Annotated in this window: 21 protein-coding genes and 2 pseudogenes; 13 read left to right on the plus strand and 10 right to left on the minus strand. The window is 41.8% G+C overall.

Going from position 1 to position 27,000, the window contains the following annotated elements; genetic code table 11:
- Positions 1-259 precede the first annotated feature (259 nt).
- Together ACFFAP_RS15650 and ACFFAP_RS15655 are read right to left on the minus strand one after the other, a co-directional pair.
- Positions 260-385, minus strand: coding sequence for a photosystem II protein Y (locus ACFFAP_RS15650; RefSeq protein WP_012411301.1), 126 nt, complete (start codon positions 383-385; stop codon positions 260-262).
- A gap of 282 nt (positions 386-667) precedes the next feature.
- Positions 668-1,195 (minus strand): gamma carbonic anhydrase family protein, encoded by a 528-nt coding sequence (locus ACFFAP_RS15655; RefSeq protein WP_375512066.1) that lies wholly within the window; start codon positions 1,193-1,195, stop codon positions 668-670.
- 239 nt (positions 1,196-1,434) lie between these two features.
- Between ACFFAP_RS15655 and ACFFAP_RS15660 the strand changes: the two genes are divergently transcribed.
- The 5 genes and pseudogenes from ACFFAP_RS15660 to map all read left to right on the plus strand — a co-directional run bounded on the left by ACFFAP_RS15660 (position 1,435) and on the right by map (position 7,284).
- On the plus strand, positions 1,435-1,947 hold the full coding sequence (locus ACFFAP_RS15660) for a TIGR02652 family protein (RefSeq protein WP_375512067.1): 513 nt from the start codon (positions 1,435-1,437) through the stop codon (positions 1,945-1,947).
- Between the two features lie 60 nt (positions 1,948-2,007).
- Complete coding sequence (locus tag ACFFAP_RS15665) at positions 2,008-2,451, plus strand: VOC family protein (RefSeq protein ID WP_375512068.1); 444 nt, start codon at positions 2,008-2,010, stop codon at positions 2,449-2,451.
- Between the two features lie 142 nt (positions 2,452-2,593).
- On the plus strand, positions 2,594-5,449 hold the full coding sequence (locus tag ACFFAP_RS15670) for a M16 family metallopeptidase (RefSeq protein WP_375512069.1): 2,856 nt from the start codon (positions 2,594-2,596) through the stop codon (positions 5,447-5,449).
- A gap of 204 nt (positions 5,450-5,653) precedes the next feature.
- Positions 5,654-6,177, plus strand: a pseudogene (locus ACFFAP_RS15675) (plastocyanin/azurin family copper-binding protein).
- A 279-nt stretch (positions 6,178-6,456) separates the two neighbouring features.
- Entirely contained in the window at positions 6,457-7,284 is an 828-nt protein-coding gene (gene map / locus ACFFAP_RS15680; protein WP_375512070.1) for a type I methionyl aminopeptidase, read from the plus strand.
- A gap of 352 nt (positions 7,285-7,636) precedes the next feature.
- On the opposite strand, the gene ACFFAP_RS15685 is transcribed toward map, so the two are convergent.
- Complete coding sequence (locus tag ACFFAP_RS15685; protein ID WP_375512071.1) at positions 7,637-8,086, minus strand: hypothetical protein; 450 nt, start codon at positions 8,084-8,086, stop codon at positions 7,637-7,639.
- Positions 8,087-8,386: 300 nt separating this feature from the next.
- Between ACFFAP_RS15685 and ACFFAP_RS15690 the strand changes: the two genes are divergently transcribed.
- Positions 8,387-9,784: an amidase gene (locus ACFFAP_RS15690; RefSeq protein WP_375512072.1), complete on the plus strand. Its 1,398-nt coding sequence runs from the start codon at positions 8,387-8,389 to the stop codon at positions 9,782-9,784.
- A gap of 8 nt (positions 9,785-9,792) precedes the next feature.
- Complete coding sequence (locus ACFFAP_RS15695) at positions 9,793-10,488, plus strand: Crp/Fnr family transcriptional regulator (RefSeq protein WP_375512073.1); 696 nt, start codon at positions 9,793-9,795, stop codon at positions 10,486-10,488.
- 133 nt (positions 10,489-10,621) lie between these two features.
- On the opposite strand, the gene ACFFAP_RS15700 is transcribed toward ACFFAP_RS15695, so the two are convergent.
- Positions 10,622-11,161 (minus strand): GNAT family N-acetyltransferase, encoded by a 540-nt coding sequence (locus tag ACFFAP_RS15700; protein ID WP_375512074.1) that lies wholly within the window; start codon positions 11,159-11,161, stop codon positions 10,622-10,624.
- A gap of 247 nt (positions 11,162-11,408) precedes the next feature.
- On the opposite strand from ACFFAP_RS15700, the gene ACFFAP_RS15705 reads away from it, so the two are divergent.
- Positions 11,409-11,855 carry an acyl-CoA thioesterase gene (locus ACFFAP_RS15705; RefSeq protein WP_375512075.1) on the plus strand — a complete coding sequence of 149 codons (447 nt, stop codon included), beginning with the start codon at positions 11,409-11,411 and terminating at the stop codon, positions 11,853-11,855.
- Here the strand turns inward: ACFFAP_RS15705 and ACFFAP_RS15710 are convergent.
- The 3 genes from ACFFAP_RS15710 to menA all read right to left on the minus strand — a co-directional run bounded on the left by ACFFAP_RS15710 (position 11,848) and on the right by menA (position 15,356).
- Positions 11,848-13,290, minus strand: a complete 1,443-nt coding sequence (locus tag ACFFAP_RS15710) for a 2-succinylbenzoate--CoA ligase (protein WP_375512076.1) — start codon at positions 13,288-13,290, stop codon at positions 11,848-11,850. The genes ACFFAP_RS15705 and ACFFAP_RS15710 overlap by 8 nt on opposite strands.
- Positions 13,275-14,348 (minus strand): o-succinylbenzoate synthase, encoded by a 1,074-nt coding sequence (locus ACFFAP_RS15715; RefSeq protein WP_375512077.1) that lies wholly within the window; start codon positions 14,346-14,348, stop codon positions 13,275-13,277. The genes ACFFAP_RS15710 and ACFFAP_RS15715 overlap by 16 nt, the downstream gene beginning before the upstream one ends.
- A 111-nt stretch (positions 14,349-14,459) precedes the next feature.
- Positions 14,460-15,356 (minus strand): 2-carboxy-1,4-naphthoquinone phytyltransferase, encoded by an 897-nt coding sequence (menA, locus tag ACFFAP_RS15720; RefSeq protein ID WP_375512084.1) that lies wholly within the window; start codon positions 15,354-15,356, stop codon positions 14,460-14,462.
- A 462-nt stretch (positions 15,357-15,818) separates the two neighbouring features.
- Here menA and ACFFAP_RS15725 point away from each other — a divergent pair, with 462 nt between their 5' ends.
- Positions 15,819-17,231 carry an isochorismate synthase MenF gene (locus ACFFAP_RS15725; RefSeq protein WP_375512078.1) on the plus strand — a complete coding sequence of 471 codons (1,413 nt, stop codon included), beginning with the start codon at positions 15,819-15,821 and terminating at the stop codon, positions 17,229-17,231.
- Between the two features lie 226 nt (positions 17,232-17,457).
- Here ACFFAP_RS15725 and ACFFAP_RS15730 read toward each other — a convergent pair whose 3' ends face one another.
- Entirely contained in the window at positions 17,458-18,447 is a 990-nt protein-coding gene (locus ACFFAP_RS15730) for an L-lactate dehydrogenase (RefSeq protein ID WP_375512085.1), read from the minus strand.
- Between the two features lie 106 nt (positions 18,448-18,553).
- Positions 18,554-19,861 (minus strand): glutamate-5-semialdehyde dehydrogenase, encoded by a 1,308-nt coding sequence (locus tag ACFFAP_RS15735; RefSeq protein ID WP_375512079.1) that lies wholly within the window; start codon positions 19,859-19,861, stop codon positions 18,554-18,556.
- Between the two features lie 410 nt (positions 19,862-20,271).
- On the opposite strand from ACFFAP_RS15735, the gene ACFFAP_RS15740 reads away from it, so the two are divergent.
- Positions 20,272-22,254, plus strand: a complete 1,983-nt coding sequence (locus ACFFAP_RS15740; protein WP_375512080.1) for a M48 family metalloprotease — start codon at positions 20,272-20,274, stop codon at positions 22,252-22,254.
- Between the two features lie 516 nt (positions 22,255-22,770).
- Here ACFFAP_RS15740 and ACFFAP_RS15745 read toward each other — a convergent pair.
- Positions 22,771-25,065, minus strand: a complete 2,295-nt coding sequence (locus ACFFAP_RS15745; protein WP_375512081.1) for an ATP-binding protein — start codon at positions 25,063-25,065, stop codon at positions 22,771-22,773.
- Between the two features lie 287 nt (positions 25,066-25,352).
- Between ACFFAP_RS15745 and ACFFAP_RS15750 the strand changes: the two genes are divergently transcribed.
- The 3 genes and pseudogenes from ACFFAP_RS15750 to ACFFAP_RS15760 all read left to right on the plus strand — a co-directional run bounded on the left by ACFFAP_RS15750 (position 25,353) and on the right by ACFFAP_RS15760 (position 26,977).
- Positions 25,353-25,520: a hypothetical protein gene (locus ACFFAP_RS15750; protein WP_375512082.1), complete on the plus strand. Its 168-nt coding sequence runs from the start codon at positions 25,353-25,355 to the stop codon at positions 25,518-25,520.
- Positions 25,521-25,552: 32 nt separating this feature from the next.
- Positions 25,553-25,714 (plus strand): annotated as a pseudogene (locus ACFFAP_RS15755) (aldehyde dehydrogenase family protein); the annotation flags it as partial.
- A gap of 63 nt (positions 25,715-25,777) precedes the next feature.
- On the plus strand, positions 25,778-26,977 hold the full coding sequence (locus tag ACFFAP_RS15760) for a transporter substrate-binding domain-containing protein (protein WP_375512083.1): 1,200 nt from the start codon (positions 25,778-25,780) through the stop codon (positions 26,975-26,977).
- Positions 26,978-27,000 lie beyond the last annotated feature (23 nt).

The following is a 27,000-nucleotide window of genomic DNA, read 5'->3' on the forward strand; positions in this document are numbered from 1 at the left end:
CGCTTGGGTTAAGGCTAAAACTCTTTGTTAAAGTCAATTTTTTTAACGAACCGCCTTTCCTTCCCTACGGGACGCTGCGCGAACGGAACGCATAGCGTTCGCGTAGCGTCTCTAAGAGTTGGACGCAAAGAGAAGAAAGAAATGCTTAACTGAACTGTATTGCCCTATGCCCAATTAATCATTATGGATAAAATGAATAAAACCGACTGCCTCTGTGAAGAGAAACAGCCGGTTGAAGATTGATGATATTGAGCAGAATTTAAGCTTCTCTATCCAAAAAGCCTTGAATTTGTCTTAAAGCCGCAGCGCCAATATTAAACACTGCCCAGCTAGCAGCAATGACAACTGGTGCTAAAACGATCGCTATACGGTAATCGATATCCATATCTAGAACCCCTCTCTTAAGTAGAAATTAAAGTTTTGTCAACTGCTCTCATTTTTATTTTTAGCTGAAGTGGGCAACTTTTCCAAGTAGATATGTAAAGAATGTTTAAATTATTGAGGATTGAGGATTGGGAATTGGGAATTGGCATAAGGCACTTGTACTGAGTTTACGGTGAGCGCAGTCGAACTGCGACTTGCCTTGAGCCAAGTCGAAAGGAGTCGAAGTATTGGGCATTAATTATTCTCCTTGTCCACCCAGTCCCCAGTCCCTAGTCTCCACTCCCTAAGACTTCTTAAACCCAATATCAGTACCCTTACCAGCATGAACTAAAGCTAACTTTTGGTAACGTTGAGCGTGTTCAATCAGTTCTGCGGCTTCACTCTCTGTTATTTGGCGTAATACTTTGCCAGGAATACCCACAACTAGGGACAAAGGCGGTACATTTTTAGTTACCACTGCACCAGCACCGATAATGCTACCAGCGCCCACTCGTACCCCGTCTAAAATCACTGCGCCAATGCCAATCAAACTTCCACGCTCAATGTAAGCAGAATGTACCACAGCGCGATGTCCTACAGTGACATGATCTTCTAAAATTGTCGGAAAACCAGGATCGCCATGTAAAATTGCACCATCCTGAATATTTGTGTATTCGCCAATTTCAATCCGTTCTACATCTCCCCTAACTACTGCTCCATACCAAATGCTCACCCCTGCTGCTATATTTACCGAACCCATAACAACAGCATTGGCTGCGATAAAGGCAGCTTGAGAAAAATCAGGAGATGTCCAGTAAGAAGCGGTAGACACGATAGAATATGAATATGGTACCCAGGAACACTGGAGAAACTCCAACCTTTGAGGCTGGTTGCACAACTACGATATCACAGCGTCAAGCCTCTACAGTGAGGAAAACACTAGTGAAAAATGTTCATGCCGCAACTTTGTGTCTGTGCAGCAGTGAGCAAGTAACCCAAAGAGGGGGAGCCGAAGTGTATAATGCAATACACTAATGCTGGTGAAGACAAAATTATGTTTGTACGCACTTCATGATGAATCCAGGCTTGCAGTACCCGATGTTTGGGCCGGAAATACAGTGTCCCCACTGTCGCCAGACCATTCCGGCCCTGACACTAACAGATACCTATTTGTGTCCGCGTCATGGCGCGTTTGAAGCTAATCCTAAAAATGGAGAGTTAGTCCATTTGCAATCGGGGCGTCATTGGCGGAGGTGGAATAATGAATGGTATAGACAGCATACTCATCCCGATGGTATTCGGTTTGAGATTCACGAAGCATTAGACAAGCTGTATACCCAAGGCTTTCGAGCAACAAGAGTAATTATTGCTCGACGCTATCAGGAATTGATGAGCGGCTACTTAGAACGCAGTACACCTTGGCGTTCTGGACAACCAGAAGCTACTGCTGCGCGTTTATACGGCTTACCCGTAGAGTTTAGCCCCGATACCTCAGAAGATCCCTGTTGGGAAGTGATCAATTTTGACTTGGAAAAAGAGCCTGGCGTCCCTGTACGCTACCCTTATTTCAGGTTGTTTGAATAATGGTTATTAGTCATTAGTCAAATGACCAATGACTAATGACCAATGACTAATGACTAAATTATGCACCACGCTTCTATTCGGACTGCGAATATTCATCGAGCGATCGCTTTCTACGAACATTTAGGATTTACAATTTCGGAACGCTTTACTACTGGCTACACCCTAGCTTGCTGGATGGAAGGACTGGGCGGCATAATTGAACTGATCCAAATTCCCGAACCAAAACCAGCCCCAGATGCGTTTGCTGACGAGCATTATGTGGGATATTATCATCTCTCGTTTGATTTAACTGAGATTACACCAGACTTACCTAGCTGGTTGACAAGTTTACAAGAACGTGTGTCACTAGCTGCTGAGAGTCAATCACAAGGATTAGAACCATTGAAGGTGCTTTTAGAACCGACACAACAGCAAATAGGCGATCGCATTTACGAAGTGGCTTTCATTGCCGATACCGATGGCTTACCTCTGGAATTCATTCGGGTTTTAGCAAAACTCCCATAATTTAGCTTTTTTATTCGCTTTTTTGCTAATATATTCTTTTTGTGTATTGTTACTGAGGTAACAGATTTTTTTGCCAGATTAAACTATAGTCACTTTCCCAAATAACTATGTAACTTAATTTACAGATATATCTGCTAAATACATGTATGGATTTTCCAGATTTTATAAATATCCCTTGCCATTATTATTTTTAACCTTATGGCTAATAGCGGTTTTTTTGTTCAGTAATAAACCTGCTCATAGCCAACATGCAGCCATATTTAACGAAGAAAAATATCAGTCAAGCTTGCTAGCAAAAACAATAATGCCCTCAACACTCACAGAAAACGTCTGCAAGACAGTGCTGGAGAATGGTCTAACTGTCCTGACAAAGGAAGTGCATACTGCGCCAGTGGTGACGGTGCAGGTGTGGTACAAGGTTGGTTCACGCAACGAAGAACCGGGTGTGAATGGCATTGCCCACCAGTTGGAACACATGATGTTTAAAGGTACTCTAAATCGTCCAATTCAATTTGGCCGTTTGTTTAGTGCTTTAGGTAGTGATTCCAATGCTTTCACCAGCTACGATCAAACCGCATATTACGGTACTGTGGAACGAAACAAGCTGAAAGCGCTCTTAGTGCTGGAAGCAGACAGGATGCAAAATTCCCAGATTGAGCCAGAACAACTGGCGAGTGAGAAGCGGGTAGTAATTTCTGAGTTGCAGGGTTACGAAAATAGCCCCGAATATCGCCTCAATCGTGCCGTCATGCAGGCGGCGTTTCCCAATCATGCTTATGGGTTGCCTGTAGGTGGCACTAAAGCTGATGTCGAGAAATTTGAGGTTGAGCAGGTAGAAAAATATTACCGCAATTTTTACAGTCCCGATAATGCCGTCTTAGTAATTGTTGGAGATTTTCAAACTGCCAATACGCTGGAAACAATTAAAGAGGTATTTGGCAAACTACCAAAAAAAGTCAGGAGTGAGGAGTTAAAAAGAGCCAGTCGCTCAGAGGGGAAACCCCAAGTGGAGCAACTGGCGTTTAGGAGTAAAAATACTTTTACCTCATCCCCTATAATATTGCGAGAACCGGGGGCAGGGCGTTTGTTACAAGCGGTGTATCCGCTACCAGATGCAAATCAACCAGATGTGCCTGCGCTGGATGTGATGGATTACATCTTGACTGAGGGACGGAATTCTAGACTTTATCAAGCATTGATGGAATCAGGTTTAGCTAGTGAAGTTACAGCGTCCGTTACCAGTTTGCGAGACTCTGGTTGGTATGAGATGTTGGTGACGGCTGGTTCTAAACAAGATTTGAAAAAAATTGACTCAGTATTGACTAGCGCGATCGCTAATGTAGCAGAAAAAGGCGTGACCTCTGAAGAAGTAGAACGAGCCAAAACTCAATTAACGGCAGATGTAATTTTGAGTAACCGTGATATCACCTCTCAAGCAATGCGATTGGGCACTGATGAGACAACTGTTGGTGATTATCGCTACACAGACCGCTATTTGGCTGCTGTCCGTCTGGTGAAGCCGACGGATATTGTCGCTGTGATTAACAAATACCTGACAAAAAAAGCCAGGACAGTAGGCTTTTTTGAACCAACCCAGAAGCAGACGACAGAAGTTGGTGATAAACCAGACTCCGCCCAAACTACAGAGAATTTTTCTCCTGGCGCACCTGTGCTTCCTTCTGAGGTGGTGAAGTACTTACCGCCTGTAGATTTGGCTACAGATGCGATTGCCCAAGTGTTACCACAGGAATTTAAATTTACCAACGGACTGCGGTTATTACTGTTACCGGATCATAGTACTCCTACCGTTACCTTGAGCGGACACATTCAAGCTGGGACGGAATTTGATCCAGAGAATAAAGCTGGACTGGCTGCTTTCGTGGCAGACAATTTGCTAAATGGCACTAATAGCAAGGATGACTTAACTATTGCCAAACTCTTGGCACAACGAGGGGCGAGTCTCGACTTTGAAGTTTACCGTGAAGGTGTGCATATCGAAGGTGATAGTTTAGCTCTTGATTTGCCGATACTCCTTGAGATATTGGCAGATGTTGTAAAAAATAGTACCTTTCCAGTCAAAGAATTGGAATTGCATCGCCAACAAACTTTAACTGATTTGCAACTAGAATTAGATGAGCCATCAGAAGTAGCCAGAAGAATATTTGTTCAGTCAATTTATCCGAAAAAACATCCCTTACACACCTTTCCCACAGAGGAGAGTTTACAGCAGATTCAGCGCCAGGATGTGATTGATTTCAAAGCTAAACATTATCGTCCAGATACGACAGTGTTGGCGCTGGTGGGAGATTTTGATCTAGACATTGTGCGATCGCTGATTAAAAATGAGTTTGGTAACTGGGAAGTTAGCGGCCAAGCACCGACATTAAAATATCCTCCGGTGTCAATGCCACAGAAAATAGTCAGTGTCAACCCAGTTTTACCAGGTAAAGCCCAAGCTGTGACATATATGGGTTACACAGGGATTAACCGTTATGATCCTCGGTTTCACGCAGCCTTAGTATTGAACCAGATTTTGGGAGGCGATACCTTATCTAGTAAACTCGGTGCAGAAGTGCGCGATCGCCAAGGTTTGAGCTATGGAATTTATAGCTCCTTCCAAGCCGGTAAGAATGCAGGCACATTTTTGATAGAAATGCAAACTAGTCCTGAAGATAGCAGTAAAGCGATCGCTAGCACCCGCCAAATACTACAGCAAATCCATCAACAAGGCGTTACTGCACTGGAAGTAGAAACAGCTAAACGCACCCTTATGAGCAACTACAACGTTTCCCTGGCAAACCCAGAGGAATTAACAGATAGAATTCTGATGAATGAGGTGTACGGACTCGATAAAGTAGAATTACACTCCTTCACTGACAAAATCCAGAAAGTCACCCTTACCCAAGTTAATCAAGCGGCTCGTGAGTTACTCCACCCAGATCAAATCGTAGTCGTCACTGCTGGCCCATCTGTATTGGCAGAAAAAAGCATTAGGTAGTACAATTTTCAAGCTATTGAGGATTTGTAGTAAGCACAAAGCGTGCTTAAAAAACAAGGACTAAAGTCCTTACTACGAACTTACTTACCCATTAATTTAAATTTGACCAGTAGTAGAGATGGGCATCAGGCATGGATAATATAAAGAATGGGTAAGTAGTTTTTGCCGCTACCTATTAATAGCATTGCCTTTTAAGAATTAGTGATGAAAATTTACAACCATTTTTACAAAATTGTAATTACATCTCTTACTTTACCCATTACTGGTTGGCTACAAATATTACGACGAAACTACGTGATATTAACGTTGTTCATAAGCCTAAATTTCATCGCTGCTACTCCAGGATGGCGGCAAATTTTTCTGGCGATTTGCTCAAGCAACCAGCCACAGAAATTACAGTTAGCTTGGGTAATTCAGCTAACGAACTCAAGTTTGAGCCAAATCATTTGGAATTCGAGACTGGCAAACGCTATCAACTACGGCTTACCAATCCCAGCCAACTGAAGCACTATTTTACTGCTAAAGATTTTGCCGATGGCATCTGGACACAAAAAGTTCAAGCAGGCAAAGTAGAAATCAAAGGAGCCATTCACGAACTGGTACTCAAGCCTGGTGCTGAGGTAAAATGGGTATTTGTGCCCCTGAAATCTGGCACTTATGGCTTGCGTTGTCCAATACCGAGACATACGGAAGCAGGTATGACTGGAGAAATTGCCATCAAGAATTAAAAATTATTTGACTCAGTATCTGACAGGGATCTAATGTTTCAATTAAAAATAATTTATCTTAGTCCCATACTGTGCAGCAAATAAGAAGTTATGGCGATTTTGATTCAAGCCCAACATATCAGGAGTAGCCGAATGTGTTATTATATATACGTTAGCGGCTAAACTGGAAGAATCCCTATCAGGGATTAAAATAACTTAAATTATAGATATTATTTCTCAAGTAATCTAGAGAAAGCATTAATACTCAGTGTCAGAGTCACCAGTAATTATTAATTTCCTATGAACATTTTCAGTAACTTACTTCCTCAAACAACTCAGCCTGGAACATCGAAAAAACAGCGCCGAGGAATTGAAATTAAATCGCCGCGTGAAATTGAAATCATGCGGCAATCAGCGACAATTGTGGCAACTGTTCTAAAAGAAATTTCCGAGCTAGTAAAGCCAGGAATGACCACGGCTGATTTGGATGCTCACGCAGAAAAACGTATCCGCGAAATGGGTGCAACACCAAGTTTTAAAGGATATCATGGTTTTCCGGGTTCTATTTGCTCCAGCATTAACAATGAAGCAGTACATGGCATTCCTAGTCCTAAGAAAGTGATTCGCGTGGGGGATGTATTAAAAGTAGATACGGGCGCTTATTACCAAGGCTTTCATGGTGATTCTTGCATTTCGATTGCTGTCGGTGAAGTGACGCAAGAAGCTGCTAAATTAATTCGCGTAGCAGAAGAAGCTTTGTATAAGGGCATTGAACAAGTTAAGGCTGGTGTATACCTGCTTGACTTAGCTGGAGCAATTGAAGATCATGTGAAATCCAACGGCTTTAGTATAGTTGAAGAATTCACCGGACACGGTGTCGGTCGTAACTTGCACGAAGAACCTTCAGTATTCAACTACCGGACTCGCGAGATGCCAAATGTAAAACTCCGGGCGGGGATGACGCTAGCAATTGAGCCAATTTTAAATGCGGGTTCTAGACACACGCGGACATTATCTGATCGTTGGACAGCAGTCACTGTGGATAATTCTTTGTCGGCTCAGTTTGAGCATACAGTATTGGTAACAGAGACTGGTTATGAGATTTTGACTGACCGTTCTAAGCTGTAATTTTTATTGTTTGTAGTAAGTACTTCAGTGCTTAAAAAACAAGGACTAAAGTCCTTACTACGAACTTACTTACCCATGAATGGAAACTTGACACTCATCTGAGCGATAAAGGCTATATTTATCTGATAGCTGCATTGTTAGTTTTATAAATAGTAAGCATCTCTTTAGCCTGTATAGAGATAGACGTACTCTTTGGAATCGCTTCTAAGAAATTGATTGCTTGCTGCCGACTTAGTAGTGAATGAGGCGAATTTTGGAAAAATAAATTAGCTTCTGTTGCTAGCTTTTGGCTGATTCTAAGTTTGCTAAGGCTTTGTTTTTAACTAGGACTCTTTGACTGATAGATTTATAGTTAATTTGATAATAAGCCAATTTTTTCTTTATGATTAATATCATAATTTAGCTGATTGACCAACTGAACATCACTGAGAATATCAGCAGCTATTGCCTGCAAAAAATAACCCCATTCAATCCAGCCATCAATTTTTAATTGTAGTTCAGTTAATGAAATTTTAGTTTTTGAGTGGCGAAATTTTTCTGCGATCGCAGGATCTATTAATCCCACACCAGATATAAAAAAACTAGCTACAGTACCGATTCGAGGAAGTGTAGCGATCGCAGAACTTTTGATATTCTCAAAAATCAATTCCTGAGCAATTGATTTTTTAATATTCCGTAGTTGTTCCTGAGCATTATCGATCAGGATAATTTGCTGCATAATTTCATTAGAATCGCCAATAGTCAGTTTGAGATTGTGAATCAGTGTTGGCAATTCACTAACAAGTATTTCTAGATTAGCCATAAATACCCCTTAGGGATTTGTCGAAAGTTTGTGCGAAACAATTAAAATGGCTTGAGTAAGAACGTAAGCCTGTTGCATCTGAGCATCCTAGTACCGCAAGGCGGAAGTCACGCATTCACGCAGGCTTTAATTTTGGGCTTTGTGGCTGTAATGAAATGGTAGGTTTATTTCCGCCGTACTGTACTAGTTGAGTGGCAAATCTCAAGAGTTATAAAATAGATAGTTCCCGTAAACCCTGTTAAAGTAACAATTTAAGTTTCAAAATCTCAGAGAAAGCCAAAATTACCCATTCACTAACCTATGAATGAAGTTGATTTAGCATTTACCCCAGCACTAGAGTTGGCGCAATTAATTCGTCGCCGGGAAGTATCACCGCTAGAGTTGGTAGAAATATATTTAGAACGGATTGGGCGGTTGAATCCCCAATTAGGAAGTTATTTTACGGTGATGGCAGAATTAGCGATCGCAGATGCTAAAGCCAAAACAGAATTATTGACAACTAGCTCAGAACTAGCGCCATTTTTTGGTGTGCCGATTTCCATTAAAGACCTTAATGCTGTAGCAGATGTTACTTGCACTTATGGAAATCCCGCATTACTGAACAATATCCCTAACTATGATGATGGGGTTGTAACAAGGATTAAGCAAGCTGGGTTTACTATTCTCGGTAAAACAGCCACTTCCGAATTAGGTTCGTTTCCATATAGTGAGCCTACGGGTTTTCCCGCAGCCAGAAATCCGTGGAATTTAGAATATACCCCTGGCGGTTCCAGTGGTGGGGCGGGGGCGGCGGTAGCAGGGGGATTGTGTGCGATCGCTCAAGGTTCTGATGGCGGTGGCTCAATTCGGGGGCCTGCGGCTTGTTGTGGTTTGGTGGGAATTAAGCCATCGAGGGGCAGGGTGAGTAAGGCACCTGTAGGCGAACGCCTCGCTGGAATTGCCGTCAACGGCCCGATCGCCCGGACTGTGGCTGATGCTGCTGCCCTTTTGGATGCCATCTCTGGCTATACAACAGGCGATCCTTACTGGTTGCCAGATCCCGAACCATCATTGCTCGCCGCTACTGGGACAAAACTCGGTGCTTTGCGAATTGCCTTTGACACTAGCATTTCTCCTTTAGGAGAAGCTGACGCTAACTGTCAGCAAGGTGTCCGCCAAACAGTTGAGTTATTAGAACAACTCGGCCACAAAGTTGAACAGAAATCTCCAGATTTTAGTGGTTTAGTTGAACCATTTCAAATCGTCTGGCAAGCTGGGGTAGCTGCATCAGGACTTCCTGTTGAAGCCATGCAGCCAGTGAATCGCTGGTTATTTGCACGCACAGGTTCTGTTGCTCAATACCTGCAAGCAGTTTCTCAAATGCAGATAGTGGCACGGCAAATTGTGGCATTTTTCGATACTGTGGATGTGCTGGTATTGCCAGTTTATTTACACTCACCTATCCGCGTTGGGGAATGGGCTTCGCTGAGTCCAGAAGAGACATTCCAAAATATTATTGAGTGGATTGCCCCTTGTCCGCCTGCGAATGCAACTGGACAACCTGCGATCGCAATTCCTGTAGGCTTTGATAGTAATGGTTTACCCATCAGTGTGCAGCTAATTGGTAAACCTGCGGCGGAAGCCACACTGATCAGCCTAGCAGCACAATTAGAAGCAGCTAACCCTTGGATTGATCATCGTCCAGCCTTTGCAATATAGGGCTAATCATGCAGGCATCCCTAGAACAACTTTCACAAATAATTGTGTTTGCAGGTTTAGAAACAGTAGAAAAGATAAATTTGCAACCTCATACTCAGGTGCAACGGTATCACAAAGGTGAGATTATTCTGCATGAGGGCGATGTCTTACCAGCAAAACTCTATGCTGTTGTCAGTGGAGCAATTCAAGTTACCAAAACAGCAACAACGGGGAAGGAAACGATTCTCCGCGCCCTAGCTACTGGGGAAATTTTTGCGGCTCCTGCAATATTAGGAAATGGAATTTCTCCGGCAACTGTGACTGCTGAATCTGATTGTGAAATACTCATTGTAGAGCGAGATGCTTTATTAAAAGCTATTGGAGAAAACCCTGAAATTGCATTACGAATGCTGATGGTTTTTAACAGTCGAATTCAGCAGTTACATGAAACAGTCCACGGCTTAGTTTCTGAAAGAGCTATTGTTCGCCTTGCCAGATTAATTCAATATTTTGCTACTGAATCGGGAACTGAATCTACTTCACAAGGAGAGTGTTTAAAAGTCAAATTATCTTATTATCGCATGGCTCGGAGTAGTGGCATTACTTACGAAGAATGTGTGCGGTTAATTAAAAGTCTCAAACCAGTAATTGCTTATAGTCGGGGTGGAAAGATTACAATACTTGATGCAAATAAATTGGATGCGATCGCTTCTGGAAATATATAAGTGTTAGCTGTCCAGTAGTTGTTTGGAAATTGAGGATAGTGTTGGTCATCTCTGTGACACTATGAACTTGTCTTACCCTAAATTTCTCAGCAGATTTACGATATTGTCTCTGAGGTAGCTCATAGAAGCACTATTACTTTGCTTTCCACTCGTGGTCAAGGATAGCGTAAAGAAAATTGTCGTACCATCTGCCTTTGATTAATTCTTTTTCTTGCAGATGACCCTCACGACGCATACCAATTTTTTCTAATACCCTTACAGAAGCAACATTCTGTACAACACACCAAGACCAGATACGATGCATTCCCAGTTCTTCAAAGCCAAACTTTAAAATGGCTTGTGCTGCTTCTGTTGCATAACCTTGTCCCCAATATTGAGTGTTTAATTCATAGCCGATATTTGCTTCTCGCATTTCCGGGTCGTTTACACGAATACCACAATTACCAATAAGCTGATTTTCTGTTTTGAGGATAATAGCTAACTGAAACTTTGTTCTTGGTTGCTCTTTTTGCTGACTAATAAACATCTGGACAAACTCACAAACATCCTTCTGTGTGCGATGCGTCCAATAGTTGTAATGCAAGTACAAAGGATCAGATTGATAGGTAAAAACCGCCTGCCAATCTGCCTCTACAAAGTCACGCATTAGCAAGCGGTGTGTTTCTAAGATCATGTCTTTTCTCTATGCGCTTATTGCAGACAATCTAGAAATTTTACATTTTACACCTTGAAGAGTAGCACCAAGGATTGGCAAAATAGCATGTGTTTTAGAAGGTAACTATGCCAAGACTATATTATACACTAAAACGCCTTTTTCTTTAGCTAACTTAGCGATCGCTTCTGGTATAATAGTTAAAATAAAATTAGTTTGTACAGGCGAGAAACCTGCTGTTTTTTTAATATTTAATTAATTGTCAAAAATGTCTTTTACTTATAACCGTACGGTTCGTTTTCAAGATACTGATGCTGCTGGGGTAGTTTATTTTGCTAATGTTTTGGGTATTTGCCATGAAGCTTATGAAGAATCTTTAGAAACATCAAGTATTAATCTCAAAGATTTTTTTACTAATCCATCTGTAGCTTTCCCCATTGTTCATGCTAGTGTCGATTTTTTGCGCCCTATGTTTGGGGGAGACAAGTTGCTAATTAGTTTAATTCCCCAAAAACTAGGTGGTGATAAGTTTGAAATTACTTACGAAATTACAGTGGCTGAGGTGGTAGTTGCTAAAGCTATTACTAGGCATGTTTGTATTGATGTAAGTAGTAGAAGTAAACAGGAATTACCTGATGAGATTATTCAGTGGTTGGAAACGAACCGCAAAGATGCAGAGGCAGCTGAGAGAAGGAAATCTAGAGAGATTATGTGATGGGATTCTGTAGGAATTCTCTGGCTATTTGCTGTAGATGTTGGCGGTTAATTTTACCTTGGGAGTTGCGAGGTAAGTTTTGCTGGGGAATCCAATATTTTGGAATTTTAAATTTGCTGAGTTTGTCTTTGAGTAGGATTTGGATTTTTAAGGCAGAGGTATCTAATTGTTTGGGAATGTAAATCGCTGTTAAAGCTTGTCCCCAGTGTTTATCTGGGATGCCGATGACACAAATATCAGCAACCATTTGAGTTGCTTGTATAGCTGATTCAATCTCTGCTGGGTAAATATTTTCTCCACCTGTAATAATTTTGTCGCTGTTACGTCCGACAATATTTAAATGACCTTGAGTGTCTAAAAAACCTAAATCATCTACTTGGAAATCAGCTTGATTTTCTTTGGTTATCGGATAATAGCCAAGGGCTAAAGATTGAGCATAAATGGTGATATTTCCGATTTGATTGGAATTTAAAATCTCGCCTTGCTGATTGCGAATAGTTACTTTTGCATGGGGAAGAATTTGACCACTGCTAATTTTACCGCCGAGAAAATCATCGGGTTTGAGGGTAGCAATTTGAGATGCGGTTTCTGTCATGCCATAAGTAGGTGCTAACCGGATGCGATGAAATCTGGCTTTTTCTAGTAGTTCGTTCCATGCTGGCGCACCTCCCAGAAGTACAGTATTAAATTGGGATAGCCATTCAGTTAATTCTGAGTTTTGTAGGAGTCTTTGTAACTGCGTTGGAACTAAAGATATTAAAAATTCTGATTGTTTAATATTGAATGTTTGACCTTTTTCTACTGCTTTGAATGGCAGAATAGCCAGTTTACCTCCGGTGGTGAAAGAGCGGATAAATTGCATTAAACCACTGACATGATATAGCGGTAATACACAAAAAGAATTGACTTGCTTTAGTTGAAAGTATTCTGTAAATCCTTGTACAGATGCGATGAGAGTTTCCCAAGTATGGATGACAAATTTAATCTGCCCCGATGAACCACCTGTGGGAATCATTATGAGTGGGGAGTGGGGGGATGAGGGAGATGAGGGAGATGAGGGGGATATAATAGTAATTTCTTCGCAATTCCGATTTCCTATTCCCCATTCCCTATTCCCTACTCCCCACTCCCTATTCCCTATTCCCCAAATAATATCTGGTTTTACTAAATCAAAGACTTGCTGCCATTCTTGTGTTCCCCAGTCTGGGTTACAAAGAAACACTGGACAATTAGCTGCACAAGCAGCAATAAAACTTGCTAAAAATCGTAATGGTTCGCGTTCGGCTAAGATGATTTTTAGTGGGATTCCATACGCTGATAATTGTATTAATTTTAAATATAATTCTTGAACTATTTGATTAAATTGATAGCTGTTATAACCGATAAACCAATCATTTTGAGCCAGGTTATTAAGACAGTTTAAAGGTCGTTCCATAGACTTTTAACCCATGTTTCTTCTTGTTCAAAAAAATGGTCAATGCCAAAACCAACTGCCCTATTGTTTCGGGATAATTCCGCCGCTAGCCGGAGTGCTGCAAGTCTACCGATCGCAGTTTCAAATACTGATGAAAATACAGTATCAATTTTATGCTGGTGGCAAAACTTTCTCAGACGAGATGGTGATCCGACTATCCCAGGCTTAATCACAAAAATCCCTTGCCAACCTTGTTGAAAACAGGCGGCGAGTTGTCCAAGTGTAGCGACAGATTCATCTATTGCGATCGCAGTTTCATAACTCAGACTCAATTCCAACATTTCCTGAAATTGCTCAACGGGTAACGGTTGTTCGATAAATTCAATTTCTATAGCTAGTTCTGCATTCGCCTGGAAATTGTCGCAAGTCCGCAGCCATAAGTTAGCTTCTTCATAGCTGAGTCCACCGTTGGCATCTAATCGCAGTTTGGTAAAGTCTGGTAAGGTGTCTATCAGTGAGTCAAAAATTTCTAGTTCATCAGCGATCGCATACACACCAATTTTCCACTTAAACGTGTGATATCCCTGCTGCCACAACGTTTCCCATTGATTTAAAGCCGCTTCCCCAGCTGGTAATAAAGCACTGTAGAAAAGTGAATTATGAGTACAGACGCGATTAATCGCGTCTGTACAAAAGTTAAGAGTTATAAAATTATCTCCCTTATCCCCCCCACTTCCCACTACTTCGGCTTCGCTCAGTACAAGTCCCCACTCCCCACTCCCCATCTCCCAGGCTGACTCAAAGCCAAATTGACAAGCAGGTAACTCATCTGGGATGGAGAAAATTATCTCGTCTGTGATTTCTCCTGGGAGTTGGCGACAAAAATTTAAGGCTTGTTCTAGGGTTTCGGAACCAAACCAGCTAATGGGGGCAATTTCTCCCCAGCCGATTTTACCTGATTCATCGGTAAGACTGAGGATAATACCTTCACGAATATCCCAATTACCATGATTAGTGGTAACTGATCGCACAAATCTTTGCTGATAAGGACGAAATTCAAATCTGTAGTCATTAGTCATTAGTCATTCTCCCTCTGCCCTAATGCCCAATACTTCTCTTCTTAGGCTGCGCCCTAAGCGTAGCTATGCCGCAGGCTTTACGACTACGCTCAGTACAAGTGCCCAATGCCATTAAATCATAAATCCCAGTCCAAGCAACAAGCAAGCCCAGAAATGCACAGCTACGGCGATGAATTTACAGTTACTAACTTTGTCTGGCTGGTTGTGATTTTCTTGGACATGGCGGCATAATTTGACAGCAAAGGGTAAACTTACCCAACTCAATAACGTCCAAGCTGGAGAAATTCCCAATAGCACAAACAGCAAGGTGAAGGGATAAATGCTAGCAGTAAACCAAACTAGGAGTTGGGCCCCTTTTTGAGTTCCTAGACGGACGATAGGCGATCGCTTGCCTGCGGCGATGTCATCCTTAACTTGGTGAAAGTGTGAGCAAAACAAAATTAAGGTTGTGGCAATCCCGACAATGACTGAGACTGCTAAACTTGTCATTGACCAAGTTTGAGTTTGGCTGTAGTATGCTGCCTCCACTGCTAAGGGGCCAAAGGCAAAAAAGCAAAGAATCTCGCCTAAACCCTGATATCCTAAGCGAAAGGGAGGCCCTTGGTACATATAGCCTAAACCACAGCATAGTAAAATTATGCCGATAACAGTTAGGTCTTGTTGCCAAAGAGCGATCGCTAGTATGCCCAGCAACCCCAAACCTAAGCACAAATTTCCTATCCAAAATATTAATGGCTTATTGTCTGTTAAGTTAACCAGAGAATGATGCTTATTTTGATCAATACCTGTTTCGGAATCAAAGACATCATTACTGATATTTTCCCAGGCGAGAATTAAGATTGCCGCAGCTACAAAAGTAGAAAATACTGCACCATTAAAATTTTTAGTTTCGGCAAATGCTACTGCTGTTCCTACCCAAATGGGCATAATGGCAACGCTGTACATTGGCGGTTTAATCGCTGCCATCCATAACTTAGTGTTGGGATATAAAATCTGCTTGGTTGTCATCATTTGTGATTAATTAAATTGCTGCAAAATTACTTACACTTGAGATTTTATAATTTAAAGAGATGCTAGTACCGCTTTGCAAAAGTCAAAAGTTAACACTTAGCGAACTTGAAGTGTCAAAAGTTAACACTGAGCGAAGTCGAAGTGTCAAAAGTCAAAAAACTTATGATTTGGACTTTTTAACTGTTTGGAATGGTAGCTTTATTTATGCCGTGCTGTACTAGATATTCATAAGCTAAAAACAACTGCAACTTTGACTGTGGCTCGTTAACCTTGTATTGTTAACACTCCACTCTTACGTTCCAGGCTTGGGCTGGAACTGGCTTGTCAGGGTCTGGGAACACCATAAACAACGCAAATCCTACGCTGGTGAAATGATAACTTAATATGTTACCTGTAGAAATACGACCACGATTAATTACACTTTAGGAAGTTAACTTAAAAAAAATTTACTATAGATCCATGACAGTTTCACCATGTCGTAACAACCTCTTTGTACACAAAGATTTATATCAATTTTTGGTAGCAGTGCAAGAAAAGTGCGTCAAAAATAATTGCAGGCAAGTTGTCAGTATCTCTCAAGAGATCGATTTAGTTGATCCTTTACTTGTATTGGATAAACTTACACAAGCAAATGAAATAAATTTTTACTTTGAGGACAAAGGTAAAGGAGAAGCGATCGCGGCAATTGATGCTGTAACAAAATTACAGATTGATGGGGTAGACCGTTTTAGTCAAGCGGAATATTTTATCAAATCTAGTCTAAAAAATATAATTAATTTTGGTAACGCTAACCAACCTTTTTCTGGGCCTCACTTTTTTTGTTATTTTAGCTTTTTTGATAAAAATTCCCAAGTAGATTATCCCTTTCCATCTGCTACCATCTTTCTTCCACGTTGGCAAGTAGCTGTAAAAAATCAGCGCTGTATATTAGTAACAAATATAATTATCAATGAAAATGTAAATATTCAAAGATTGTTGGAAAATGTGCGAAATAAAATCGAATTTATCCAATCTTTAGAATATTACTCTGCTAATATTGATTATTTCTCAGCAAAGTTCTACAAAAAATCCGTCACGAATGCTGCTCAATTTAAACGTTCAGTAGTATCTGCTTTGGAAAAAATTCAGTCTAGTCATTTAAGCAAGATTGTCCTCGCAGATATATTAGATGTAAAATCAAGCAACCACTTTGACTTAGTTAAATCTTTAAATAATCTTAGGCAAATACATCCTAATTGTTATATTTTTTCTACAAGTAATGGCAAAGGACAAAACTTCATTGGTGCAAGTCCAGAAAGATTAATTAGTATTAATAATCAACAGTTAGTCACTGATGCTTTAGCTGGTTCTGCACCACGAGGTAAAACCCCTGCTGAAGATGCAGCTAATGCTAATCGCTTGCTTAATAGTGAAAAAGAAAAGCACGAACATTCACTGGTGCTTGATTTCATTACACAACGCCTATGCCAGCTAGGTTTATTACCCCAAATATTAGCACCACGGCTGCGACAATTATCGAATATCCAGCATTTATGGACACCAATCAGTGCCATAGTTCCTGCTAATATACATCCATTAAAGATTGTTGCCCAATTGCATCCTACACCAGCCGTTGCTGGTGCAGCACGGGATGTTGCTTGTGCGGAAATTCGTCGTTATGAAAGCTTTGAGAGAGGTTTATATGCTGCGCCTCTAGGTTGGATAGATTCTCAGGGGAACTGCGAGTTTATTGTGGGAATTCGTTCAGCATTGATCGATGGCGATCGCGCGAGATTGTATGCTGGTGCTGGTATTGTGGCTGGATCTGATCCTCGCAAAGAGTTTGCAGAGGTGCAGCTTAAACTTCAGGCTTTACTTAAAGCATTAGTTTAATGGCTAATTTTTCAGCCGCCGATGATTTGGGTGCGTTACGCTACGCCATAACACACCCTACTTAGATTTTTTCATAAATCAAATCGGATTCCTATATGAGTTGATTCTAATTAAGTAAGTCGGTAAGAATAATTCAAACTATATTAACTAATGTAACAAATATTGAAATGATTTTGTAGTGAGCGGCTCCAGCCCTCACTACAAACCTTTAATTATTTACGCCGTCTTACTTATGCAAAGAATTGTAGGCTTCATTCAGTTTGGTGGCTGACTCTTCTAATGAGCGTTGTTCATCAGCATTTCTTGGTAACACCAGTTGACGCTCAATACCTTGGGAGCTAATGATACATGGAAGTCCAAGAACAACTTCACTGCCAACTCCATAGTTAGAATCTGCTCTGGCCGATACTGGAAATATCTGCTTTTCATCTCGCAGGATGGTATCAACTAACTGAGAAACTACTGTTGATATGCCATAGCTAGTATTTCCTTTACGTTCAGAAATGCTATAGGCTCGCTTACGCGTTAACTCTGCGTACTCTTGCTGAATTTGTTCCAGTGCTGCTCCTTGTGGTATGGGAAATTCAGTTAACGGAATTCCGCCAATAAATGCATTAGACCAAACGATAAATTCACTGTCTCCATGCTCTCCAATCACATAAACATGAACGTCTTGAAGAGCAACATTCAGTCGCTTACCAAGTTGATATCTGAGTCTGGCAGTATCAAGAACGGTTCCCGAACCGAAAATTAGGTTTTCTGCTCTAGTGGAACAGGCGATCGCAATCCGCGTTAATACATCCACTGGATTGCTAACAATAAGTACGATTGAGTTCGGTGCAACTCTATCCAATTCTTTGATTGTTGAACGCATAATCTCTGCATTATCGTTCAATATATCTAATCGGCTTTGTCCTTCTTTTTGCTGCACACCAACAGTCACGACAATCACATCAGAATCAGCTAAATCTTCATACCGATCTGACGCTATAATTTCCATCTCTTTAAGTAGAGGAATGGTGTCTTCAATATCCCATGCTTGCCCCTCAGCTTTTGATAAGGTTCGGTCAAAAAGGACGACTTTTAGACATTTACCGAGTAGCACTAAAGCATTTGCTACGCTTGCACCTACATTCCCCGCGCCAATAATACCGACCTTGGATGTTTTGCTACTCATGTCAAATCTATTTTTTTGTAACTGACCAGATAGGTTAATGTTAACTCCAGAACTTACCCTTTCGAGTCAAGATTCTTGAAGCGATCGCTTTGTATCAAAGAGTAGATTGTTTTTACAACTTCATCACCTGCAAGTAAATAAACCTTTACACTAAATCTTGATGAGTAAAAGCTTTAGCATTCGCTCCGGTGTAAGTAGCAACGATATGACCATCGCCAGTCATTTGATATTTGTATGTCACTAATCCTTCTAAACCAACGGGGCCGCGAGGAGGCATTTGTTGTGTACTAATTCCTACTTCTGCACCGAAACCATAGCGGAAACCATCAGCAAATCTGGTAGAACAATTGTGGAATATATTGGCTGAATTTACCAGTCCAAAGAAAGTTTCAACTGATGCTGAATCTTCAGTAATAATCGCGTCAGTATGACGAGAACCATATTCGTTAATATGCGCGATCGCATCTTGTATAGAATCTACAATCTTTATCGACAAAATAAAATCGCTGTATTCTGTTTCCCAATCTATTTTTGTTGCAGCTACGATATTAGGCAAAAGTTCTAATGTGCGTTTATCACCTCTTAATTCCACATGGCGTTCTTGCAAAGCATCGGCAACTTTTGGTAAAAACTCTGTAGCAATTGATTGGTGAACTAGCAAAGTTTCAATCGCATTACAAACAGCAGGATATTGCGCCTTGGCATCTACTGTAATCGGAACTGCTTTAGAAATATCAGCCGCTTTATCTATATAAAGATGACAAATCCCATCGGCGTGACCTAATACCGGAATCCGTGTATTTTCTTGCACAAACCTGACAAAAGAATTAGAACCTCTAGGAATAATTAAATCCACATATTTATCTAACTTCAAAAGTTCTAGAGTTTCTTCTCTAGTTGTCAGCAACTGTACCGCATCAGGATTAACAGCAGTTTGAGATAATCCTTGTTTAATTGCCTTAACTATTGCTTCACAAGAACGCACCGCTTCCTTTCCACATTTGAGAATCACACCATTTCCCGATTTGATCGCTAAGGAAACAATTTGAATCGCCGCCTCTGGACGTGCTTCAAAAATAATTCCCAAAACACCTAAAGGACAAGTTATCCGCTTGAGAATTAAACCAGTGTCAAGTTCGCGGTGAATCTGCACTTTACCGATAGGATCAGCTAGCTTACCAACATCTCGTACCCCAGCGATCGCATCTCTTAATTTATGTTCATCCAACTGCAAGCGTTTATAAAGCGGTTTAGGAATTCCTTCGCCAGTAGCAGCTTCACAATCAGCAACATTTGCTTGTAAAATTTCATCTTTAGCTGATTCTAAAGCTTGAGCGATCGCAACAAGTGCTTGATTTTTTGCCTCAGTGGAGAGAATCGCTAGCTTACTTGCAGCTTGGCGGGTTTGCCCTGCGATCGCAATTAGGGAAGAAGCAATGTTAATAATAGTCATAGTACAAATCTTTACCTTTTCTTCATCTTATCAATCTGAGTCCACCATTAGTTATCGTCTTCCCCCAATCGGGTGAACCATCTGGGTAATCAATAATTACTCTGATCGGGTGAAGCAAGACTTGGTTCAAACGTTTATTCTGTAATTATCGAACCCAGACAAATTAGAAGTGCTAAACTTACAGCACAAAAAACATTATAAGTATTATTGCAGAGCTTATTTGAAAGTCTTAAAAATGATTTATGCGTACCGGAGGCTAGAGAGACATCGTAATGTATGTTTCTCTAGTCTTTTCCTTAAGTAAATAATTTATACTACCGATATTTGAATTTTTACGAAATTGTGATGACGAACGCTGGATCTATTGAGTATTGATGGATCAAATACCACTCCTTTGCTAGGGAGATCCTATGTCATTGCAATCTGGATTAGATGCCTTAAAACAAAAACGTTATCAAGAAGCGGTTGAATTACTAGAACAATTCTGCCGCGATTGCCTTGAACGTGATTCTTCAGATTATCTTTCAGCACAGATGTGGCTGATCAAAGCCTATCAAGCCACAGGCGAAATCGAAAAAGCCAAGATTCTGTGTCAAAAGTTAATGATGAGTGAAAACCCACAGACTCGTAGTTGGGCAGAACTTGCTAGTCAATCCTTGCGCCAAACGCCATCTAACGCCAGTAAAAAAGCTGGCCGCGCCGTTGCTACTGGGATGAAATTAGCAATGGGGGGTGTGGGTGGTAGTTTGGCGTTAGCTTCTGGTGTAACCATGACCTTGCTGTTTGGCATGGTCTTGGCTTTAGGTTTGAGTTTAGTATTTATTTTGGGTAGCGATGATCCCCTCCAAGGGCTAGCGATCGCTATTGGTATTACCCTAATTTTTAATATCGCCGCCTTTTTCCTGTCTCCATTTCTCATGGACTTAACCCAGAGATGGCTTTACCAAACTCGCTGGGTAGAGTTAGCAGAAGTTGAAGCCCTCAGTCCAGAGACGGCTAAAGTTATTCGCCAAGTCTGTGAACAGAAAAAGCTGAAAGCGCCCCGTTTGGGAATCATTAACGACCAAAACCCCACGGCTTTTACTTATGGATCATTGCCGAACAGCGCCCGTTTAGTAGTCAGTCAGGGACTTTTCACATACCTGGATGACGATGAAATTGCTACCGTCTACGCCCATGAATTGGGGCACATCGTCCACTGGGATTTCGCAGTCATGACAGTAGCTTCTACCTTAGTGCAAATTTGTTACTTGATTTACAGCACAGCTAGAAGATTTGGGCGTGGTGGCGATAGCAAAATTAAAGATGCGATGCAAACTGCTGCCTTAGTTGCCTACGTGTTTTATGTCATTGGTACTTATCTACTGCTGTACCTCTCCCGCACACGAGAATACTTTGCTGACCACTTTGCAGCCGAAAGTACAGGTAATCCTAATGGATTATCCCGCGCTTTGGTGAAGATTGCCTACGGGATATTAGAAGAAGGTTCACGGACACAAGAACCCAGCCGTTTAATTGAAGGGACTCGCGCCTTGGGTATCTATGACCATAAAGCCGCCGCTTCCACAGGAACCGCTTACCGCATTGCATCCGATACTCAAAAAATTGGTCGCGTCTTTTTGTGGGATATGTTTAATCCTTGGGGCTGGTGGATGGAATTAAATTCCACTCATCCATTGACAGGTAAACGAGTTCGTGCATTAAGCACCTATGCCGAACAGTTGGGTTTACCGACTGAGTTCGATATGGGGCGAGTTATTGGAGAAGGCAAAACTCTAAGTAAGAGTAGGCTTTACGGTAACTTCTTTTTAGATGTTGTGCTGTACGGCGCTGAAACTATAGGTTTCTTCGTTGGCTTGGTAATGGGTGTGATTCTGTGGTCAAGTTCCCCAAACACAGGTTTAGCATTTGGTGCGCCACTAATTGGTTTAGGGATGGGGATTATTGTTAAAGCCTTCGTGATGTTCCCCGACTACAAACAAGCAGTAGAAACCGATATTCTCACCTTGATGTCAGACCCCTACGCCAGTCCGTTACGTGGACAACCTGCAAAACTTGAAGGTCAATTAATTGGTCGTGGGGATGCTGGTTATAAATTTGGTTCCGATTTAAAAATTCAGGATCGTAGCGGAATGCTTTATCTGCATTACGCCTCACGCTTTGGCCCCATCGGCAATTTCCTGTTTGGGATGAAGCGAGTCCAAAGCTTGATTGGTGAACAAGTTGGGGCTGTGGGTTGGTTCCGTCGGGGTGTTGCACCTTGGATGGATCTGATTCAACTCCAAAGTAAAAATGGCACCATTGTCAATAGTTACCATCGCTTTTGGTCATTCATCCTTGGCGGTGGATCGATTATCCTGGGAGTGGTATTGATTATGTTTTTGAGCAGTTAGCTGAGTTTTTAGCCTGCTGTCAAAGCATTTCTCAGCCCATCCAAGCTTTAATTTGTCAGGAGGTAGTTAGTAACTGCCTCCTTTTTTTCGTGTGTAATATACCACAATACAGTTGGCTTATATGACAATACGCTTGGGTTAAACCAGAAAAATAAATTTGCGTAGGTTGGGTTGAGGAACGAAACCCAACATTTTCGGGCATTTGTTGGGTAACACTAAAGTTCAACCCAACCTACAATTATCCTTAACCCAAGCGTATTGTGCTATTTCAGCGACAGCATTTGCTATATCGGCGTACGCATTTGCTATATCGGCGACAGCATTTGCTATATCGGCGTACGCATTTGCTATATCGGCGTACGCATTTGCTATATCGGCGACAGCATTTGCTATATCGGCGTACGCATTTGCTATATCGGCGTACGCATTTGCTATATCAGCGTACGCATTTGTTATATCGGCGACAGCATTTGCTATTTCAGCGATCGCAGATTTTACCGGGAGCTTACTTGGGAGTTAAACTTGTTGGCTGTCTTTAACCAGGTTCGCCACCACTGTCACCAATTTATCTGGCTCAATTGGCTTGGATAGATGAACCTGGAATCCAGCTTCCAGAGCCAGTTTAGACTCTTCATCTCTAGCAAATGCCGTCAGTGCTACAGCTGGAATTTTTTTTATTCGAGCTGCTTCGCTGATTCGCACTTTGCGAATCAGCGCATAACCATCTTCATCTGGCATTCCGATATCACTAACTAAAACATCTGGTTCCAATCGTACCAGCGTTTCTAAAGCTTCAGCTACTGAGCTAACCGATGTTACCTTTGCTCCAGACTGTTGAAGAATAAAGGAAACTAACTCACGTGTATCGGGATTGTCATCTACAACGAGTATTTGCAAGCCGATCAGCGCTAAGAGGTTATCGGCTTTTACTTCACTCTCTTTGATTAGCTGCTCTTGTTGCAATTCTATAATCGGCAACAGCACTGTAAATGTTCCTCCCCGTCCTTCCCCTTTGCTAGCTGCGTAGACTGTGCCTGAGTGCATTTCAACTAAGTAGCGCACAATTGACAGTCCCAGCCCCAAACCACCCTCTGCTCTAGTAGTTGTGCTATCAGCTTGACGAAAGCGCTCAAATATAAAAGGTAGAAAGTCAGCACTAATTCCCTTACCGGTGTCAGACACAGTTATCTGGGCATTTGAGTTTACCTGCTTTAGATGTACTTCAACTCGCCCTCCACTCGGTGTAAACTTGATGGCGTTAGAGAGCAAATTCCAGACAACTTGTTGCAGGCGTTCTGAATCACCCATAACCTCACCTACTGAGGAATCAAGGTTAGACTCAATTTGAATATCCTTAATCTCAGATGTGGGATGTACAGCTTCAATCGCCGCGTTAATTACAACTACAAGGTCAACTTTACGGAGAGTTAGGCGGATTTTACCTTGGACAATGCGTGAAATATCCAGGATATCTTCAATCAGTTTGCTCTGAAGTTTAGCATTCCGCTCGATTGTTGCCAGTCCCTTAAAGGTAGTTGCCTCGTCCAATTTTCGATTACGGATTATTTGAACCCAACCCAGCATAGAGTTGAGAGGTGTACGAAGTTCATGAGAGACGATCGCTAAAAATTCGTCTTTAATTCGGTTAGCTTCCTGCGCTTGCCGATAAAGCTGTGCATTTTCAATGGCGAAGGCTGCCCGTTGGGCAACTTCTTCAGCCATTGCTAGGTCTACAATAGTGTAATGGCGTCCTGGTTGTGTAGACGCAAATACAATTGTCCCTAGCTTGCGTTCACGCACCAACAATGGCACAGTTATCTGAGACTTAAGTTGGAGTTGGTGCAGCAGAAACAGGTGTTCCTCGTTTGACGCACTTCTCTCTAATGAAGACTCAAGAATGTTTGTAGCCAGTTCCGACTTACCAGTTCGTAAAACCTTCGCTGGCCCATAATCAGCATCAACAGGGATTGGATAGCGTTGTCGCAGTTCTCGTACTAGTGCTTCCTTTTGCGGTTCAGATGCAGCTATCACTGGGTTACTGAAGACCGCCAAATTATTTTCAACGACATCTACAATACACCAATCGGCTAGGGTAGGCACTGCCAATTGCGCGACGCTAGTTAGGGTAGTGCGGTAGTCTAAAGAAGATGCCAGTACACGACTTGCTTCAGCCAAAAAATTAGAACGCCTCTGTGCTGCTTGGGCTGCAATCCGGGCGGCTTGCTCACTGGCAAATAACTGCTCACGCTCCGACTCTAAACGCTTACGCTTGGTAATGTCGCGCATTAACCAGCGCAGAGCAACTGGCTTACCTTCATCGTTACAGACGGTAACTACTGTCAAAGCAACATCAAAACAGATTTTTTCCCGTGGTTGTAAACACACTTCCCATTCCCCGCCCCGGTCGAGATCCTGCAACTGAGTTAGGTAATTAAAAAAAGGTTGATGATCTGACCTGGCGATGAAAGTAAGTAGGGGTTTGCCAATCAAAAATCGCTGTAAAACATTGAGGTGTATGGTAGCAGCACAGTTAGCTTCCAGGATAATGCCATTTGTATCAGTTACTATGTAACCATCAGGCGCAAAATCAAATAATTCTTGGTAGCGCTGACGTTCCTTGTCGACTACCATTCGTGTTGCTTGTAGTTCTTCAGAGGCGATTTTTAGTTCTTCCAAAGTGATTTTAAGTTCTTCAAAAGCTTCAGCTGTTAACTCTTGTTGCAAGTTCGGCTGACTGGCAGTACTTTGCAATAATCCCGTCACCCGTGAGCTAAATGTCTCTAATTGTTGACTAAAATTGTCTACACTCATGTTGCTCACTTTGCTAAGACTAAGAAGCGCACGCCAAAGGAAATATTAAGCAAGTATAAGCCCAACTGTACGCTAAAAGCTGATCTCAAAACTATTGCTTAAAAAATAGAGTTCGTCTTGACAAGGTGAGTTATACAAAGTGGATCAGACATCATAATATAGTTATCTCAACCTCTAATTGCTACCTTAAAATAAAGAATTCATAAAGAAATCCACTTAGAGGGCTGTACAGCAACAAACATAATAAACAGATTTAAGAAAATTTTTTATAGCTTAAGGAGGGCCTGATGGTTACAGCAACAGTACCAGGACAACAGGTCAAAATTGGCCCAACCCAATTGCTGATCAACAATGAGTGGGTAAATAGTATCAGCGATGTCTACGACGGGCTACGCCTACGCCGATTTGAAACAATCAACCTGACTACAATCTCCGGGCTGGTACTGTCTGGGTAAATTGCTACGACGTATTCGATGCTGCACCCTTCGGTGGATTTAAGCAGTCTGGTATTGGTCGGGAACTCGGCGAATATGGCTTGCAGCAATATAGCGAAGTTAAGACCGTTACCATCAAATTGGAGTTCGACTTGAGTTTAGCTTTAGCCATATTCATTCCCCTAAATCTGAAAAAATCGGTATCAAGGGGATGATAATCATGATATTTGGTATGGGGTGGGCATGATAAATAGACTTACAACCCCTAGAAAATTCTGATGAGAAATGCGATCGCTAGTAGATTTCGCCAACTTATGGCTGGCAGAAAAAGCCCGATTGGTTATTTTGACAAATATGACCGTAAAAACAAAACCAGGCGTTCCTTAGCACTGTATACCTGCATAGGATTAGTGGGTGGAATTCTGGCATTGTTGTTAATGACATCCCCAGGACTAGCTCAAAAACCACAACTCCAACAACCGTTATTAGTAGCTACACGAGTTATACCGCCTTTTGTGCTACCAGACAAAGGTGAGCTATCGGGATTCAGTATCGACCTCTGGCGCAGCATCGCCAACCAAATAGGTGTAGAGTCTAAATTTATTGAATATTCCTCTGTGCCGGAACTGCTTTCTGCTATTAAGGAGGGCAAAGCCAACTTGGGGATTTCAGCTATCTCGATTACAGCCGAACGTGAGCAGAATTTTGATTTCTCATTACCTATTTTTGCTGGGGGGCTGCAAATTATGGTACGAAATTCAGAAACCAACGACAGTGCCTTCCCAAATATTTTGCAATTGTTTTTCTCTGCTACCCTCTTGAAGGTAATAGGCATTGCCCTAGTGTTAATTGTCGTAGCAGCCCACATTATTTGGTTATCTGAGCGTCATCATAAAGATGGGATGATTCCCCAATCATACTTTCCTGGCATTTTCAAAGCTTGTTGGTGGGCAGCTGCCACATTAGCAACCCAAGCTGATGAAATGCCCAAGGGAGTAATGGGACGCTTAGTAGGTATTGTCTGGATGTTCATCGGAGTACTTTTTGTCGCCTACTTTACAGCCAGCGCTACTACCTCATTGACAGTACAACAGCTTCAGGGCGATATCAGAAGTATAGACGATTTACCCGGCAAGGTTGTGGCCACGACTGCGGGTAGCACAGCAGCCATATACTTGCGAGAAAATAATATTTCAGTTTTAGAAGTTAGCAAAATTGAGCAAGCTTACAATGCTTTGCAAACAAAAAAAGCTGATGCTGTGGTGTTTGATGCACCTGTACTCCTCTTCTATGCTGCCCATGAAGGCAAAGGGAAGGTACAGATTGTTGGCAGTATCTTGCGTGAAGAAAGCTACGGCATCATTCTGCCTAACAACAGTCCCTACCGTAAACCAATTAATCTGGCCTTGCTGAGTCTCAAAGAAGATGGTACTTATCAATCGCTATATGATAAGTGGTTCGATGCGGAGAAATCTTGAAGAGGGGAGTGGGGACTGGGGAC

The sequence above is a fragment of the uncultured Nostoc sp. genome (genome assembly GCF_964245575.1).
In the GTDB taxonomy this organism is placed as follows: Bacteria; Cyanobacteriota; Cyanobacteriia; order Cyanobacteriales; family Nostocaceae; genus Nostoc.

Bases quoted from the DNA above. Each gene is read 5' to 3' on its own strand.
- ACFFAP_RS15710 (WP_375512076.1), bottom strand. From the start codon at position 13,290: ATGGAACGACCTTTAAACTGTCTTAATAACCTGGCTCAAAATGATTGG.
- ACFFAP_RS15745 (WP_375512081.1), bottom strand. From the start codon at position 25,065: ATGAGTGTAGACAATTTTAGTCAACAATTAGAGACATTTAGCTCACGG.
- ACFFAP_RS15735 (WP_375512079.1), bottom strand. From the start codon at position 19,861: ATGACTATTATTAACATTGCTTCTTCCCTAATTGCGATCGCAGGGCAA.
- ACFFAP_RS15700 (WP_375512074.1), bottom strand. From the start codon at position 11,161: ATGATCTTAGAAACACACCGCTTGCTAATGCGTGACTTTGTAGAGGCA.
- map (WP_375512070.1), top strand. From the start codon at position 6,457: ATGAACATTTTCAGTAACTTACTTCCTCAAACAACTCAGCCTGGAACA.
- ACFFAP_RS15705 (WP_375512075.1), top strand. From the start codon at position 11,409: ATGTCTTTTACTTATAACCGTACGGTTCGTTTTCAAGATACTGATGCT.
- ACFFAP_RS15685 (WP_375512071.1), bottom strand. From the start codon at position 8,086: ATGGCTAATCTAGAAATACTTGTTAGTGAATTGCCAACACTGATTCAC.
- ACFFAP_RS15760 (WP_375512083.1), top strand. From the start codon at position 25,778: ATGAGAAATGCGATCGCTAGTAGATTTCGCCAACTTATGGCTGGCAGA.
- ACFFAP_RS15665 (WP_375512068.1), top strand. From the start codon at position 2,008: ATGCACCACGCTTCTATTCGGACTGCGAATATTCATCGAGCGATCGCT.
- ACFFAP_RS15695 (WP_375512073.1), top strand. From the start codon at position 9,793: ATGCAGGCATCCCTAGAACAACTTTCACAAATAATTGTGTTTGCAGGT.
- ACFFAP_RS15715 (WP_375512077.1), bottom strand. From the start codon at position 14,348: ATGACTAATGACTACAGATTTGAATTTCGTCCTTATCAGCAAAGATTT.
- ACFFAP_RS15690 (WP_375512072.1), top strand. From the start codon at position 8,387: ATGAATGAAGTTGATTTAGCATTTACCCCAGCACTAGAGTTGGCGCAA.
- ACFFAP_RS15650 (WP_012411301.1), bottom strand. From the start codon at position 385: ATGGATATCGATTACCGTATAGCGATCGTTTTAGCACCAGTTGTCATT.
- ACFFAP_RS15660 (WP_375512067.1), top strand. From the start codon at position 1,435: ATGATGAATCCAGGCTTGCAGTACCCGATGTTTGGGCCGGAAATACAG.
- ACFFAP_RS15670 (WP_375512069.1), top strand. From the start codon at position 2,594: ATGTATGGATTTTCCAGATTTTATAAATATCCCTTGCCATTATTATTT.
- menA (WP_375512084.1), bottom strand. From the start codon at position 15,356: ATGACAACCAAGCAGATTTTATATCCCAACACTAAGTTATGGATGGCA.
- ACFFAP_RS15750 (WP_375512082.1), top strand. From the start codon at position 25,353: ATGGTTACAGCAACAGTACCAGGACAACAGGTCAAAATTGGCCCAACC.
- ACFFAP_RS15725 (WP_375512078.1), top strand. From the start codon at position 15,819: ATGACAGTTTCACCATGTCGTAACAACCTCTTTGTACACAAAGATTTA.
- ACFFAP_RS15740 (WP_375512080.1), top strand. From the start codon at position 20,272: ATGTCATTGCAATCTGGATTAGATGCCTTAAAACAAAAACGTTATCAA.